Annotated in this window: 8 protein-coding genes and 14 pseudogenes; 14 read left to right on the forward strand and 8 right to left on the reverse strand. The window is 73.6% G+C overall.

Features of this window, described 5'->3' with window-relative positions; translation table 11 throughout:
* Positions 1–70 precede the first annotated feature (70 nt).
* The 5 genes and pseudogenes from FF86_RS37660 to FF86_RS37670 all read right to left on the reverse strand — a co-directional run.
* A pseudogene (locus tag FF86_RS37660) lies at positions 71–1,089 on the reverse strand (SDR family oxidoreductase); the annotation flags it as partial.
* Between the two features lies 1 nt (position 1,090).
* Positions 1,091–1,471, reverse strand: a pseudogene (locus FF86_RS37665) (SDR family oxidoreductase); the annotation flags it as partial.
* A 392-nt stretch (positions 1,472–1,863) separates the two neighbouring features.
* A partial coding sequence (locus FF86_RS01180; RefSeq protein WP_304438083.1) for a 5'-3' exonuclease H3TH domain-containing protein occupies positions 1,864–2,576 on the reverse strand: 713 nt, incomplete at its 5' end.
* Between the two features lies 1 nt (position 2,577).
* A pseudogene (locus FF86_RS64730) lies at positions 2,578–2,645 on the reverse strand (hypothetical protein); the annotation flags it as partial.
* A gap of 1 nt (position 2,646) precedes the next feature.
* Positions 2,647–2,934 (reverse strand): annotated as a pseudogene (locus FF86_RS37670) (flap endonuclease); the annotation flags it as partial.
* Between the two features lie 270 nt (positions 2,935–3,204).
* Between FF86_RS37670 and FF86_RS01185 the strand changes: the two are divergent.
* The 8 genes and pseudogenes from FF86_RS01185 to FF86_RS63545 form a co-directional block, all read left to right on the forward strand.
* A complete protein-coding gene (locus FF86_RS01185; RefSeq protein WP_063870315.1) occupies positions 3,205–3,645 on the forward strand; it encodes an Lrp/AsnC family transcriptional regulator in 441 nt (146 codons plus the stop codon).
* Positions 3,646–3,697: 52 nt separating this feature from the next.
* A pseudogene (locus tag FF86_RS37675) lies at positions 3,698–4,066 on the forward strand (hypothetical protein); the annotation flags it as partial.
* Between the two features lies 1 nt (position 4,067).
* Positions 4,068–5,539, forward strand: a pseudogene (locus FF86_RS01190) (amidohydrolase); the annotation flags it as partial.
* Between the two features lie 432 nt (positions 5,540–5,971).
* Positions 5,972–6,959, forward strand: a pseudogene (locus FF86_RS37685) (apolipoprotein N-acyltransferase); the annotation flags it as partial.
* 1 nt (position 6,960) lies between these two features.
* Positions 6,961–7,063, forward strand: a pseudogene (locus FF86_RS37690) (hypothetical protein); the annotation flags it as partial.
* Between the two features lies 1 nt (position 7,064).
* Positions 7,065–7,604: pseudogene (locus FF86_RS37695) on the forward strand (nitrilase-related carbon-nitrogen hydrolase); the annotation flags it as partial.
* Between the two features lie 117 nt (positions 7,605–7,721).
* Positions 7,722–7,950 (forward strand): annotated as a pseudogene (locus FF86_RS37700) (glycosyltransferase); the annotation flags it as partial.
* Between the two features lies 1 nt (position 7,951).
* A pseudogene (locus tag FF86_RS63545) lies at positions 7,952–8,467 on the forward strand (dolichol-phosphate mannosyltransferase); the annotation flags it as partial.
* Between the two features lie 134 nt (positions 8,468–8,601).
* Here the strand turns inward: FF86_RS63545 and FF86_RS01205 are convergent.
* Entirely contained in the window at positions 8,602–8,952 is a 351-nt protein-coding gene (locus tag FF86_RS01205; protein ID WP_009738606.1) for an RNA polymerase-binding protein RbpA, read from the reverse strand.
* 96 nt (positions 8,953–9,048) lie between these two features.
* Between FF86_RS01205 and FF86_RS01210 the strand changes: the two genes are divergently transcribed.
* The 6 genes and pseudogenes from FF86_RS01210 to FF86_RS64740 all read left to right on the forward strand — a co-directional run.
* A complete protein-coding gene (locus FF86_RS01210; protein ID WP_044883124.1) occupies positions 9,049–9,474 on the forward strand; it encodes a hypothetical protein in 426 nt (141 codons plus the stop codon).
* A 60-nt stretch (positions 9,475–9,534) separates the two neighbouring features.
* On the forward strand, positions 9,535–9,734 hold a 200-nt coding region (locus tag FF86_RS37710), incomplete at its 3' end, for a peptide-methionine (R)-S-oxide reductase (RefSeq protein ID WP_242417943.1).
* Position 9,735: 1 nt separating this feature from the next.
* Positions 9,736–9,869: pseudogene (locus tag FF86_RS37715) on the forward strand (peptide-methionine (R)-S-oxide reductase); the annotation flags it as partial.
* Positions 9,870–9,908: 39 nt separating this feature from the next.
* Positions 9,909–9,966 (forward strand): annotated as a pseudogene (locus FF86_RS61665) (peptide-methionine (R)-S-oxide reductase); the annotation flags it as partial.
* Positions 9,967–10,126: 160 nt separating this feature from the next.
* The coding region (locus tag FF86_RS64735; protein ID WP_396229721.1) for a DUF4262 domain-containing protein at positions 10,127–10,314 on the forward strand (188 nt) is incomplete at its 3' end.
* A 1-nt stretch (position 10,315) separates the two neighbouring features.
* Positions 10,316–10,639: pseudogene (locus FF86_RS64740) on the forward strand (DUF4262 domain-containing protein); the annotation flags it as partial.
* 791 nt (positions 10,640–11,430) lie between these two features.
* Here FF86_RS64740 and FF86_RS01225 read toward each other — a convergent pair.
* On the reverse strand, positions 11,431–12,237 hold the full coding sequence (locus tag FF86_RS01225; RefSeq protein ID WP_044883122.1) for a class I SAM-dependent methyltransferase: 807 nt from the start codon (positions 12,235–12,237) through the stop codon (positions 11,431–11,433).
* A gap of 1,070 nt (positions 12,238–13,307) precedes the next feature.
* Positions 13,308–15,338: DNA polymerase (locus FF86_RS01235; RefSeq protein WP_313954287.1), on the reverse strand; the 2,031-nt coding region annotated here is incomplete at its 5' end.
* Positions 15,339–15,482 lie beyond the last annotated feature (144 nt).

Genomic DNA, 15,482 nt, shown 5'->3' on the forward strand with positions numbered 1-15,482 from the left:
AGTGCACCTGCTGCAGGTAGTGCCGCCAGTCGAAGCACGCCGGATCGAACCCGAACTCCACCTGGTCAGNCGGATCCAACGCCTCGTGCAACGCCGCCGTCGCATCGTCGACGTAGACCAGCTCCGCCTTCGTGTACGCCCGGTACACATCCGAATAGCGACGCAGGAACGCCACCCGGCTCTGCGCCCGCTCCAGCTCCCCGGCCAACGCCCGCGTCCGCGCCGACGCCGGGACCTGCGCCAACGCCCGCCCGGCCAGCCCCACCAGCCGCTCGGAATGCCGCAGCCGCGCCTCCACCGCCGCCGCCCCCGCAAACGGCCACGACGGCACCGCGATCGCCCCCCGGCCCCGCTGCGGCAGCGGATCGGCCAGGAAGTACTCGCGCACATGGGCATACAGATCCCGGAACAGCAGCGGGTTACGGAACCCCGAACACACCGTGTAGTAGGCCGGACGGTCCACCGGCGGCACCGTCGCCGCCGCGGCCAACGTCGCGTTGACGACCAGATCCACCGGGATGATGTCGACGACCGCGTCCGGGGAGGCCGGGAAGTCCGGCAGCTCCCCACGGCCATAGGCCAGGATCAGCGGCTCGGCCATCTTGAACCCCTCGATCCACCCAGGGAACGGCCGCGCCAACGCACTTTCGATGATCGACGGCCGCAGGATCGTCAACGGCAGATCGCCGTGCGCCTCCTCGAGGAACCGTTCCCCCAACGCCTTGGTGAACGTGTACGCATCGGTCCAACCCAGCACCTGCGCACGCTGCCCGCCGGCCTCGACCAGCCGGCGCGCCACCCACGCCCGCCGCAGCTTCTCCGCCTCCGCCGACACCGTCTGCGCCCCGGCTGCGGCGAACCGCCGCTGCGCCTGCGTCCGAAACCGCGCCGAGTTCTCCGGCGACCGTGAGGCGTCCTCGGTCTGCTGACGCACCCGGGAAGCCGAGTCCTGCTCGACCCGCCAGTCCACATCGTGGGCCAGCGACCCCTCGGCGATGTGCCCCGAACGCAGCCCCGCCACATACGCCGTCGACACGTGCACCAGATGCGGACGTGCCCCCGCGGCCGCCAGCGCCCGCAGCAGCTCCTNCAGCCCACCGACGTTGATCCGGAACCCGTCGTCGATCGGCGGGTCGAACGACACCTCCCCGGCGCAGTGGATGACGACGTCGATGTCGCCGGGCAACGCCGGCAGCCGCGACAGGTCACCCTCGACGACCTCGACGCGGCGCGCCACCAGCTCGGCAAGCCCCGCCGACCCGAGCCGGTCGCGCAACTGGCGAAACGCCGGCTTGCGCAGCATCCGCGCCAGCCGCGCCGCCCCCGTGTGACTGCCCCGCGGCCGCACCAGCGCCACCACCGAGGTGTCGGGGAAATCCGACAGCAACCGTTCCAGCAGAGCCTCGCCCATGAATCCGGTCACCCCGGTCACGAACACACGCCTGCCCGCGAGCCGCTCGCGCAGCCCCACCCTGACCTCCGCTGCCGTCACCGCCGACACCCTCATTCGGGCACCCGCACCCGCCGTAAATCCGGATGGGCGGGTGCACATCCGGAGGGCAACCCTAGGCGACGCCTCGCCCCCGCGGCGCCAACCTGCTCATCACGGGTGCGTGCCCAGGCCGCGGTACGCAGGGAAACCTACCGTCCGCCCCCCTGCGCGGTGACGGGCAGCCCCACGATCCGGCCAGCCACGTGGACAACCACCCCACCCATCTGCTTCCCCAGCGCGGGGCCACGACCGGGCCACCCCGTGGTGGGGCGCTGCCGCGGACCCCCGAACGGGGGCAGTCCAAACCCTCCCCCGGGGGAGGGCGACCCGAGGGAGGGCGACGCCCTACCCCGGCCGCGGGGTTGGGCCGCTCAGCCGGCACCGACCGCGTCCAGGGCGGACATCAGCCGCGTGCACGGCCCCGCCAGCCCCCACCGTTCGCTCAGCGCCAGCACCGCCTGCGGGTCGGCCGGGCTGACCGGCAGCCGCCCGTCGACGTCACCGACGTCGCAGTCACGCACCACCGCGACCACCCCCACCGCGGCGTCGAGGTAGTCACGGGCGGCCAGCAGCCGCCGCCGCGCCGCCACCGGCATCCCCTCCGCCCGCGCGCCACCCCGCGCGCCCGCGGCCACCGAAGCCGGGGGAGCCGGGGGAGCCGGGGGAGTGTCGAGCGCGGCGAGGATCGCCGCCAGCGACCCGAACCGGTTCAGCAGCATCGCCGCGGTCTTCGCGCCGATGCCGCCGACCCCGGGCAGCCCGTCGCTGGGATCGCCGCGCAGCACCGCGAAATCGGCGTAGGCCCGCCCCGGGATGCCGTAGCGGGCGGTGACGGACGCCTCGTCGACCACGGCGAACTTCTCCACCGCGTAGCGCACCCGCACCCCGGCATGATCGTCGACGAGCTGGAACAGATCCCGGTCCCCGGTGAGGATGTCCACCCCGCCGCCACGGTGGCGGGTCGCGAGGGTGGCGATGACGTCGTCGGCCTCGAACCCCACCGCGGCCGCCCGGGCGATCCCGAACGCGTCCAGCACCGCATCGATGATCGGAAGCTGAACGGTCAGCTCATCGGCGACCTCCTNGACGTCCCCGCCCACCACCGCATCCCCGCCCACCACCGAGACGCCGGCCCGGTCGGCGGGCACGGCCANCCGGTGCGCCTTGTACGACGACAGCAACGCCACCCGGAACGCCGGACGCCAGTCGGCGTCGAAACAGGCCACCAGCCCCCGCGGGCGGATCTCGACGATCTGACGTGCCAGCACGTCAAGCAGACCCCGCACCGCGTTGACCGGCGTCCCATCCGGCGCCCGCACCGCACGCGGCACCCCGTAGAACGCCCGGAAGTACAGCGACGGAGCATCGGCGAGCAACAACCCGCCGCCCCGCTCACGCGCCGGGCCGCTCACCACCGGATCCACCGCCGGACCTCGCGCCATCACCGATCCGCCCCCTACCCGTCCGTCCCCCCGCCCTACACCACCCACGCCCCGGACCGTCCACACACCCGGACCGTCCACACACCACCCACGCCCCGGGACCGCCCGCCCCGCCCGACGCCCTTATCACCGCCATCACGACGGCAGCGCCGCGCGACCGCGCCCCACCCACACCTGATCCCGACCGTACCGGCTGTCCCACCGGGACCAGGCAACGGACCAGAAACAGCTCCCTCGCCCCGCGCCGACCTGCGTACGCTCCGGATCGTGCTGGAAGATCTCGACCGTCGAATCGTGCAGATGCTGTGCCGAGATGGGCGCATGAGCTTCACCGACCTCGGCCGGGCCACCGGCCTGTCGGTCTCCGCCGTCCATCAGCGCGTACGACGTCTGGAACAACGTGGAGTGATCACGTCCTACACGGCGCTGGTCGACCCCTCCCAGGTGGGTCTGCCCCTGACCGCCTTCGTCTCGATCACCCCGATCGACCCGAGCCAACCCGACGACGCCGCCGACCGGCTCGCCCACATCGTCGAGATCGAGGCCTGTCACAGCGTCGCCGGGGAGGAAAGCTACCTGCTCAAGGTGCGCGTCGCCAGCCCCGGCGACCTGGAGATCCTGCTCCAGCGCATCCGCGCCGCGGCGAACGTGTCCACCCGCACCATGGTCGTGCTCTCCACCCCCTACGAGGGCCGCCCCCCCGCCCTGTGACCCGACGCCCTCCGGGTAAGCCGGGAAACAGGTCGGGAGCGCCACTCGGCCAGTGAGCGCCGCGCCGCGGGCCGCGTCGAACAGGTGCCGCCGCCCCGGGCCGAACCACCGCTCGACTCGCGACCCGCGCCGCCCGGCACGCCACGACCTGCTCCCCGACGCCGGGCACGAGGGCGGCACCGGCCTCGCGCAGCACCCGGGCAAGATCGGCGGCCCGCCCCGGCTCGACGGGCACCACGGCGTAGACATACCCGGCGACCAGCCGACCCGACGGGCAGGCAGACTCACCAGCGTGACCGACCCCCACACCCCCCGCCGCACCGTGCTCTACCGGGGCGGCCACATCCACACCCCGACCAGCCCCACCGCCACCGCCATGCTCACCGACCACGCCACCATCGCCTGGATCGGCTCCGACGACNCCGCCGCCACCCTCGACGCCGACACCGTCATCGACCTCGACGGCGCACTGATCACCCCCGCCTTCGTCGACGCCCACATTCACACCACCGCCACCGGCCTCGCCCTGACCGGCCTCGACCTCACCGCCACCCCCACCCGCACCGCCGCCCTCGACGCCCTGGCCACCCACGCCCGCCGCCACCGGCACACCACCGTCTTCGGCACTGGCTGGGACGAGACCACCTGGGCCGACCCCACACCCCCCACCGCCGGCGAACTCGACCGCGCCACCGGCGGCGCCCCCGTCTACCTCGCCCGCGTCGACGGGCACACCGCCGTGATCTCCACCGCCCTGGCCACCGCCGCCGACGCCGCCACCCACCCCGGCTGGCACCCCGACGGCCTCGTCACCGGCACCGCCCACCACGCCGCCCGCCGCACCGCCGACACCACCCTGACCCCCAGCCAGCGCCGCCACGCCTGGCAGACCACCCGCACCCACGCCGCCGCCCTCGGCATCGCCGCCCTGCACGAGATGGCCGGACCCGACGTCTCCTCCGCCGACGACCTCGCCGGCCTGCTCGCCCACGCCCGCACCGTCACCGGACCCGACATCGTCGGCTACTGGGCCGGCGACCTGCCCACCGCCGTCGAACTCGGCGCCGCCTGGGGCGGCGACGCCTTCGTCGACGGTTCCCTGGGCTCCCACACCGCCGCCCTGCACACCCCCTACGCCGACCGCCCCCACACCCACGGCACCCTGCACCTCGACGCCGACGCCATCCGCGACGCCGTCCTCGACGCCACCGACGCCGGCCTGCAGACCGGCTTCCACGCCATCGGCGACGCCGCCATCACCACCGTGCTCACCGGCCTGGAGGCCGCCGCCACCACAATCGGACTCGCCCGCATCGCCGCCGGCCGCCACCGCCTCGAACACGCCGAGATGACCACCACCGACCACCTCCCACGCCTGGCCGCCCTCGGCATCATCGTCAGCGCCCAACCCGCCTTCGACGCCCGCTGGGGCGGCGAGGACGGCATGTACGCCACCCGCCTCGGCCCCACCCGCGCCAGCGCCATGAACCCCTACGCCGCCATGACCCGCGCCGGCATCACGCTGGCCTTCTCCTCCGACGCCCCCGTCACCCCCCTGGACCCCTGGGGCGCCATCCGCGCCGCCGCACACCACCACACCCCCGCCGCCCGCATCTCCGCCCGCGCCGCCTTCACCGCCGCCAGCCGCGGCGGCTGGCGCGCCGCCCGCGCCGACACCGACGGCCACGGCATCCTCGCCCCCGGCCACCCCGCCACCTACGCCGTCTGGGACCACCACGGCGACCTCGTCGTCCAGGCCCCCGACACCCGCATCGCCGCCTGGTCCACCGACCCCCGCGGCGCCGTCGCCGGCCTGCCCGACCTCACCGGCCCCACCCCCCGCTGCCGGCGCACCGTGCTGCGCGGCCGCATCCTGCACGACACCCCACACTGAACTCCACGCTCACCCCCACCCCGAAACCAATCCCATATTCGCACAGATGTTCGATAACGTCGAGAGGTGAACCACCACCAACCAGCCCCACCCCACCGCCAGGCCACACCGCCACCACACTTCGAGCCCCCTTCGGGTCAGGGGNGGCGTGGTCAGCGCGGCCCGCGTGACAGAAACTGGTCGGGTGACCCCCACGCCGGCCACCGGAAGCCCCACGGCCCAGGCGACCGGCGACACCGCCGCCGCGCCGACCCAGCCCGCCGCCGTCCCGCCCCAGCCCCGGACCGGCATCGAGCCGCCGCGGGCAAGCGACCCGTCACCCCCCACACCCGCCGCGCCCACCCCGGCCGCCGCGACCGCCACCGAACCCGACCGGACCGAGCCCAACCAGGCCGGCCAGGCCGGCAAAGAGCGGCCCGCCCGCCGGACCCNCCGCCGCGCCACCCTGCGCCGACGCACCCCCCCGGCCCTGGCCGCCCTGCTCGGCGGCGCCCTGCTCTACCTCGCCACCCCACCGGTCGGCGCCTGGCCGCTCGCACCGATCGCCGTCACCGTGCTCACCCTCACCGTCCGCGGCCGCCGCCTGCGCGCCTCCTACGCCCTGGGCCTGCTGTTCGGCCTCGCGTTCTGCCTGCCGCTGCTGCGCTTCGTCTCCTTCGTCGGCGCCGACGCCTGGATCGCCCTCGCCGTCGCCGAAGCCGCCATCCTCGCCCTCGTCGCCCCCGCCACCACCCTCGTCTGGCGCCTGCCCGCACCCTGGCTGTGGACCGGCGCCGTCTGGGTCGCCCAGGAGGCCCTGCGCGGACGCGCCCCCTTCGGCGGCTTCCCCTGGGGCCGGCTCGCCTTCACCCAGTCCGACAGCCCGCTGACCGGACTCGCCGCCCTCGGCGGCGCACCCCTGCTCACCGCCGTCGTCGCCGCCACCGGTGCCCTGCTCGCCCTCGCCATCACCCACGCCCACACCCTGGCCCGCGCCACCACCGGCCACCGGCGCACCGCACCGCGACGCCTCGCCGCACCCCTGCTCGGCGCCACCGCCCTCACCCTCGCCGGCCTGCTCGTCCCGCTGCCCACCACCGCCGAACACGGCACCCTCACCGTCGCCGCCATCCAGGGCAACGTCCCCGCCGACGGCGGCATCCACGCCCTCGGCCGCGCCTTCCAGGTCACCGCCAACCACGTCGCCGGCACCCGCCGCCTCGCCGCCGACGTCGCCGCCGGCCGCCGCCCCGCCCCCGATCTCGTCCTGTGGCCGGAGAACTCCTCCGACCTCGACCCCCAGCGAGACCCCACCGTCGCAGCCGCCCTGCGCGGCGCCGCCCGCACCGCCGGCGCCCCCGTCCTCGTCGGCGCCGTCCTCGACGGCCCCGGCCCCCGCCACGTCCGCAACGCCGGCATGATCTGGACCGCCGACGGCTTCNCCGGCCAGATGTACGTCAAACAACACCCCGTCCCCTTCGCCGAGTACCTCCCCGGCCGCGCCCTGCTCACCCGCCTCATCGGCCGCTTCGCCAACGAGATGCCNAGCGACTTCCTGCCCGGCCACAGCCCCGGCGCCCTGCACGCCGCCGGCACCACCATCGGCGACGTCATCTGCTTCGAAGTCGCCTACGACGACCTCGTCCGCGACACCGTCGACCACGGCGCGCAGATCCTCGTCATCCAGACCAACAACGCCTCCTTCGGCCGCAAGGGCGAAAGCCAGCAGCAACTCGCCATGTCCCGGCTACGCGCCGTCGAACACGGCCGCGCCACCGTCCAGGTCTCCACCAGCGGCGAAAGCGCCCTCATCGCCCCCGACGGCACCCTGCTGGCCAAGACCGGCCTGTACGAACCCGGCGTCCTCACCGCCGCCCTGCCCCGACGCACCAGCCAAACCCTCGCCGACCGTGCCGGAATCGTCCCCGAGGCGGTGCTGCTCACCCTCGGCCTGGGCGCCATGATGGCGGGAGTGATCCGCCGCCGAACCCGCCCCACCGGCGACCCCGACCACACCGGCACCACCCCGCAGGCACCACGACCCCACGAGACGACACCCACGGTGACGCCCGCCGGGCCGGCCTGACGGATATGGCCCCCGATCAGGAAAGGAACCGCGTGGATCTCCACCGCGTTGTCGTCTGCGTCCCCACCTACAACGAGCGGGACAACCTCCCGGACACCGCCCGCCGCCTGCGCGCGNCGAACCCGACGGTCGACCTGCTCGTCATCGACGACGCCAGCCCCGACGGCACCGGGAAGATCGCCGACGAACTCGCCGACAACGACGACCACATCCACGTCCTGCACCGCGACGGCAAAGCCGGCCTCGGCACCGCCTACATCGCCGGCTTCACCTGGGCCCTCGACCACGGCTACGACGTCATCGTCGAAATGGACGCCGACGGCTCCCACCAGCCCGAACAGCTACCNCGCCTGCTCGCCGCCCTCGCCCACGCCGACCTCGTCATCGGCTCCCGCTGGGTACCCGGGGGAGAGGTCCGCAACTGGCCCCGCACCCGGCTGCTGCTCTCCCGCGGCGGCAACATCTACGTCCGCGCCGCCCTCGGCATGCCGCTACGCGACGCCACCGCCGGCTACCGCGCCTACCGCGCCGACGTCCTGCGCGACCGCGACCTGACCGGCGTCTCCTCCCAGGGCTACTGCTTCCAGGTCGACCTCGCCTGGCAGGCCTGGCGCTCCGGCTACCGCGTCACCGAAGTCCCCATCACCTTCGTCGAACGCGAACGCGGCACCTCCAAGATGAGCAACGCCATCGTCGCCGAAGCCTTCTGGCGCGTCGCCTGGTGGGCCGCCACCACCCGCCGCCGCCGGCCCACCCCCCGCACCCCCCACCTCCCAGCCAACCCCACCCCACGCCAACCCACCGCCAACCCCGACATCCCCACCGACCACCCCGACAACGTCACCACCAGCCACAGCGCCTAACCACCACCAGACCGACCCCCACCCGTCACCCCCCGCAGCCGCCACATCACCCAGAACAGCCACCCCGGGCATGCCAAAGGGTCGGGCACGCACATCCCCGTGCCCGACCCCGCAACCACCGACAAACAGCCCCGCTACGCGGTACGCCGGCCCTCACCGGTCCCGCGCAGCACCGCCAACCGCTCCGCCAGAACCTCCTCCAGATCATCGGTGGTCCGGCGCTCCATCAACATGTCCCAGTGCGTCCGCGGCGGCTTCGACTTCTTCGGCTCAGGCCGCTCACCATCGACGATCACCGACGCCCCACCACAGACCTTGCACTCCCACACCGACGGCACCTCCGCCTCAGCCGCGAAGGGCATGGTGAACTGGTGGCCGTTGGGGCAGTCGTAGGACGCCGACTGCCGTGGGGCAAGCTCGGTGCTGCGGTCAGTCTCGTAGGACACTGCACCGAGACGGCTTCCCCGCAGGATGCGCTCGCCCATATAACTCCTCCGAGCGTCGAGACGTGTGCAACTACCCCTCGACAACGTTCTGGCCAGCCGAGACGTTCCCGCCGAGGAAGGACCCGTAACACAATCATGAACGCGCAGCGTCCCCACCCCACAGCGAAACGCCCCACCCGTCCCATCCGCACCCTGCACACGGCCACCCTCGGCATCACCCGCGCCACCGTCGGCACCCTCGTGCTCACCCGCGCCGTGGACACCCTGCGCATCACCGGCGTCGACCGACTCACCGCCACCCGCCTGGCCTGGGTCGCCCGCCTCGCCGGCATCCGCGACCTCGCCCTCGGCGCCGGCCTGCTCGCCGCGATGACCACCGGCCGCGACACCACCACCTGGCTGTGGGCCGGAATGATCGCCGACGCCGCCGACGTTTCCGTCTTCGCGACCTCCACCGCCCGCGGCCACCTGCCACCCGCCATCGGCACCCTCATGGCCACCGCCGCCCTCGGTGGCGTCGCCGCCGCCGCCCCCCTGACCCGCACCGGACCGGGGGAGTGACCCCACCACCCCGTCGCATCGCCCATCGACGAATCCACCCAGAAAGGACCCCGTGACGCCATGACCACCAGCGACCACGCCACCCCCACCGGCCCCGACGCCGCCGACGTCACCAAGACCGACGAGCAGTGGCGCGCCGAACTCTCACCCCAGCGTTACGCCATCCTGCGCCAGGCCGCCACCGAACCCCCCTTCACCGGCGCCTACACCTACAGCAAGGAAACCGGCACCTACCGCTGCGGCGGCTGCGGCGCGGCGCTNTTCACCTCCGACACCAAGTACGACTCCGGCTCCGGCTGGCCCAGCTTCACCGAACCCGCCGTCGCTGACGCCGTCGAACTCGTCGAGGACCGCTCCCACGGCATGATCCGCACCGAGGTCCGCTGCGCCCGCTGNAGGGGACACCTCGGCCACGTCTTCGACGACGGCCCCGNCCCCACCGGCCAGCGCTACTGCATGAACAGCCTCGCCCTCGACCTCGACACCCACTGACCCACCCCAGCCCGTGGACCGGGCCGCCGCCGGTGCACTGACGCACCGGCCGGCCCACCCACCACCTGCCACCCAAGACGACCCAGCACCCCCAAAAAACTGTCGGTGCCCCCGCCTACCGTCACTGCCATCCCGCCACCGACCCCGGGGGAGGCACACCATGGAAACCGAACTGCAGTTCGACTGGCACCGGCGGCGCGCCGCCTGGATCCGCGACACCATCCACCGCCACGGCTGGGCCGTCCAGGCCGTCCTCGCCGAACCCGACACCGGCGAACCCGACTACGCCTACACCATCGGCCTCACCGCGCTGCACCACCCCGAACTGCTCATCGCCGGCCTGCACCCNCACGACGCCGCCGCCCTGCTCAACCTGCTCGCCACCCGCATCCGCGCCGGCGACCCCCCGCCAGCCGACACCACCCTCGACGACCTCGCACCCCCCAGACGCCACCACCTACTCACCCTCAACCCCGCCGCCAGCGACGAGCTGCTGCTCCACGCCAACGCCACCTACCAGCACCCCGACGGCCCACCCGTCACCGCCCTCCAGATCATCTGGAGTGACCCCGCCGGCACCCTGCCCTGGGAAACCGGCTGCACCGGCGACGCCGCCCACCAGCCCCTCGCCGGCCCACCCCCCGACACCGCGGGGGACAGGCCCCACCCCTGACCGCACCCATCCAGCGCCNCGGTACCCAGGCGGCGGTGCCACCCGAACACCGCCGAGACACCGGGGCCACGCGGGGCGCGCGCCAACTCAGACCACGCCGACGCCGGGGGAGTCAGGCAACCACCCTCAGTAACCCACCAGAAAACACCACCACCGACGACCAGCACACCCGGCCGACCTGCTCGACCGCTCGAACCTGGCAACCGGACCGCGACAACGACAACGACAACGATCACCAGCGTGACGATCACCAACCTCCAGCTCCAGCACCCAGCCCACCCGGCNACCAGCATGCACATCCACCTGGAACACGTCACCCACCAAGCCAACCCACACAGCCAAAAACCCAGCAACCACTACCCCACCGCACGCGCCGATAATGCACATTATGTCAAGTAGAGATTGATCGGCCGCTCCCCCCGTTCGCCCCGACTCCCGGCCAGCAGGAGGCCCGCGACGAACAGGATCTGCCGCTACCGCGGACCTCGTGCCGCCCGCCCCCCGGAAGATTGACTTCGATTTCGATCCAGCCCGAAGGCCGACAGATCACAAGATCACATCCAACACGAGCAAGTTGATCATGACTTCTCCCCCGGCGGTCAGCTGCATGGCTGGGTGGAGTTGTTGTTGATCATTATGTGAAGTGACGTCAACAGCGTTGATTATCTTTATGGAGGATGGCCGATCAGACGTGGCCGGCGGTTCCGCGGAATACCACGATCGCCGGAGGCTCACGAGCTCGCACCGGACCGCGTCCGTTCACAAGCGGACGACGCACGCCTGCGGGCTGCCTACCCCCCGCCGAAGGCGTAGATCACTTCAGAGGTGAGAAGGTGATCTGCGTCGGTACGAAGCAGATCGGCCAGGGTTTCGGTGTAGTCGCGCTGGAACATCTCCACCTGCTCGAGAGTGAGGGTGGCGATCGCGTCGTGGTGCGGGCCGCGGGTGTGGGCCTCCCAGGCATGTTCCAGGTCACGGGAGGAGAAGCGGATGGTCTCCCCCACCTGCTTCGCCGGGGTGAACCCGGCGTCACGCAGTGCCCGATGGCATCGCGTCCGCGTTCCCAGGGCGGTGGCCGGGTCGGTGAGGGCCAGTCCGTGGCGGCGGGCATGGTCGCGAAAGATTCTGGCCGCGACGGGGAAACCCGCCGCCATCGTCGAGAAACCGATCTGCCCACCGGGTGCCAGCAGCCGGCGCCATTCCCCCAGCGCCGCCTGGACCGGCAGGTAGAGCAGGCCGGCGGAGCAGAGGACCAGGTCGAACGAGCCGTCCCCGAACTGGGGCAGGGTGGTGGCGTCCGCCCTGACCAGCTCGATGGTCGTCAGTCCGGCCGCGTCGATTGCCTGCCGGGCCCGGGCGAGCATGCCTGCGGAGATATCGACGCCGACCACCTGTCCGGTCGGTCCGACGGCCCGGGCGGCGGCGATCGCGGCGAGCCCGGTACCGGTCGCGGCGTCCAGGATGCGCATGCCCGCGGTGGGGGCGGCGAGTTCGACGAGCCGTTCGGCGTAGCGGATGTGCCAGGTGTGGTTGCTGTAGGTCGCGGCACGCCCGTCGAAGACGGTCTCGGCGCTGCCCTGCGAGTCGGCCGCCGCCACAGAAGGTGATCATGGCACAGCCGCGTGGCCGTGGTGGTCGAATCCCGCTTCCGGGTCGGTGCGGTTGCCGTCACCGAACCGGTTGCGGGCCGCGGAGCATCGTGGCATGACAGAACGACTCGTTTCCGCGTCCTGCCTGTGCCAGGGTCCTGGGGTGAGCAGCGAGGAAGAGCTGTTGCCGGGGAATGTCACGACCGGTGTGGTACGGGTGGGTCAGACTGTTCGCCGCCCGGTCGGACCANGGACGGACGCGGTCGATGCGCTGCTGGAACACCTGCACGCGGTGGGTTTCACCGGCGCCCCTCGCCCGCTGGGACGGGACGCGCAGGGACGCCAGGTGCTGGAGTACATCCCCGGCGAGCTCGGTGCGGTGGCGGGCACGTACTCGGTGGCAGAGCTGTTCTCGATCGGTCGGATGCTGGCGGACCTGCACCGGGCACTCGCCGGCTTCGCGCCGCCGGCCGGCGCGGTGTGGAACAGGGTCATTCCGCCGGATCGGGAGGACTTCGTCTGCCAGAACGACGTGGCGCCATGGAACCTCGTGAGGTCTGCTCGGGGGTGGGTGCTGATCGACTGGGATGGAGCGGCACCGAGTTCCCGGTTGTGGGATCTTGCGTACGCAGCGCAGAGCATGGCGGGTCTGCGGGCCGATCGGCCGGTGGCGGAGTCGGCGGCGCGGTTGCGCACCGTCGTTGACGGTTACGGCTTGGATGAGGCGTCGAGGCCGGCGTTGGCGAGCATGCTGGGCCGACGCGCCAGAGCGATGTACAACCTGTTGCGCGATGGCGCCCGACGGCAGCGTCAGCCGTGGGCCAGGATCTGGGTCGAGGACGGGCCTTACTGGCGCGCGACCTCCGAATATCTGGCGGCCCGGACCGAGGTGTGGACAGCCGCCCTGCGATGACGCTTGGGCGCCGGCTCAGGTGGCGGGCGTGGCCGCAAAGAACGGCCGCAAAGAACGGTTCGGCTCCCCCAGGTTGCGGGTTCGGATCGCCTTTCTTGTTGATTAAGAAAGGCGATCCTTCGTCAACGGCGTTGATTATCTTGGGGGTGGTGGGCGGGCGGCGGGCTCAGTGGGCGGCGTCGGACCAGCGGTGCAGGATGGACACGTCGGCGACGAACCGGACCCCGCTGGCCGTCGACCAGTAGGCGGCCGTGGCGGCAAGAGCGCGGCGCAGCAGGTCGGCGGCGGCCTCGGCGTGCGCGATGGGGACGTGCAGGAGCAGTTCGTCGTGCAGGCAGAGCACGATCTCGCCGCCGAGGGCGGGCAGCTCGGCGCGGACGGTCACCGCCCAGGCCTTGAACAGTTCGGCGGCGGGGCCCTGGATGACGGCGTTGCGGGCGAAGCGGCCGCGGGCCTGCTCGGTGACCCCGCCGGCGGCCGGGGAGGCCTCGTCGGGCGGCGCCGGGTCGGTCAGACCCCGGGGTGGGCGCGGCGTGGGGGCGAGGCGGACGAGCCGGCCGCCGTAGGTGCGCAGGTCGCGGCCGGAGCGGCCGGCGGCGTCGGCGGCGTCGAGGTAGGCCAGCGCGGTCGGGTAGGCGCGGCGCATCCGGCGCAGGGCCTCGCCGGCCGAGCCGGTGGTCTGGCCGTACATGGCGGCGAGCATCGCGATCTTGGCCTGCGGGCGGTCGCGACCGAGCTGCGCCGCGACGGGGGCGTACATGTCGTCGGCCTGGGTGGCCGCGGCGAGGGCGGGGTCGGCGGAGACGACGGCGAGGACCCGGGGTTCGATCTGGCCGAGGTCGGCGCGGACGAACACCCGGCCCGGTTCGGCGACGACGGCGGCGCGTAGGTCGGCGGGCAGGTTGTGCAGGCCGGCCTGGGCGGTCATCCGCCCGGCGGCGCCGTCGCTGCCGTGCCAGGCGCCGCGCAGCCGGCCGTCCGGGGCGACGTGGGTGTCGAGCCAACGGTGGCCGTAGGTCGTGGCGATCCGCTCGGTGCGCCGCCAGGCCAGCAGCGCGGCGACGGCGGGATGGGCGTCGCGCAGCGGTTCGAGGCGGCCCGAGCGGGTGTCGGGGACGTCGATGCCCACCGCGCGCAGCGCGGCTCGCACGGCGGCGGGGTTGCGCAGGTCGACGGGGCCGCGCAGGTGGGCGAGGACGGGGGCGTCGCGGCGGCGGCGGGCGGCGAGCTCGTCGGCGTCGGTGCGCGGCGGCGGGCCGACGATCTCGGCGAGCAGCGTCTCGGCGGTGGCGCGGTCGATGGGCAGGCCGTCGCGTTCGAGTTCGCGGGCGAGCAGCTCCGCGGCGGATTCGGCGCGGGCGGTCAGGACGGCGAGGCTGGTCCGGCCGGGGCGGGCGCGCCGGTCGGCGAGGCCGTTCAGCGCGGCCTGCTGACGGTGCTGGGCCTGCAGCGCGAGCGCGGCGAGGGCGGCGGCGCGGCGCAGCGCCTCACCGGGCCCGGCGGCCCGGTGCAGCCAGCCGGCGTCGAGCTGGCCATCCCCCGCCAGTGGCCCGTCCGCACCGCCGAGGCCGAACCCGCCGCCAGCACTGAACGCACCGCCAGCGCCGAGGGGTCCGCCAGCGCCGACGGGTTCGCGGGTACCGCGGGTGTCGACTCCCCCACCGGCGCTGATTCCCTCGGCGCCGGTGGGGTCGAGGCGATGCCGGGCAGCGGGGTCGTCGCCGGTGCCCTCCCACAGGCCGAGCTGGCCCGGCGCGACCCGCGCGGCGGGGCCGGGAGGTCGGGACGGCGGGGGTGGCAGGGGCAGGCCGGCGGCGGCGGCCCACACGGCGGCCGGGTCGTCACGGCGCCCGCCGTGCAGCAGCCGGTGCACGGCGGCGAGATCCCAGCAGGCGGCGAGGCGCACCTGGGTGGCTGGCGGCACCGCCGCCGACGCCGACCACCACACCCAGCGCGGGGCGCAGCGCCGCTCGATCTCGGCGACCAGTTCGGCGGCCTCGGCCGGCTCGGGCGCGGACACCACCAGGGTGACGGGCGTGCTGGTCGGGTGAGACGGCGGGAGCGGCGGCGGGCCGGCGGGCAGGTGGTGGGCCAGGGCGAACCCGACTTTTGGGAGGACCACGAGCGCCAGGGGTTGACGCGGGGCGAACTCCCCCGACCACAGGTCCGCGAGTGGTCCCGCGGCCGGGTGCGACGGNCTGGCCGGCGTCATCGTTCGATTCTCACCACCGGGTCCGACAGTTCGCGCCGGCCCGGTGGCGGGGGGCCGGCGCGCGTGGCCGGGCGGGCGAGCCTGGCCGGGTGCGCGGTGCCGTGGTCAGATGGACCGTCATGGTGGCCG

Source organism: Frankia sp. CpI1-P, assembly GCF_001421075.1.
Lineage (GTDB): Bacteria > Actinomycetota > Actinomycetes > Frankiales > Frankiaceae > Frankia > Frankia torreyi.

Bases quoted from the DNA above. Each gene is read 5' to 3' on its own strand.
- FF86_RS01210 (WP_044883124.1), top strand. From the start codon at position 9,049: ATGAACGCGCAGCGTCCCCACCCCACAGCGAAACGCCCCACCCGTCCC.
- FF86_RS01205 (WP_009738606.1), bottom strand. From the start codon at position 8,952: ATGGGCGAGCGCATCCTGCGGGGAAGCCGTCTCGGTGCAGTGTCCTAC.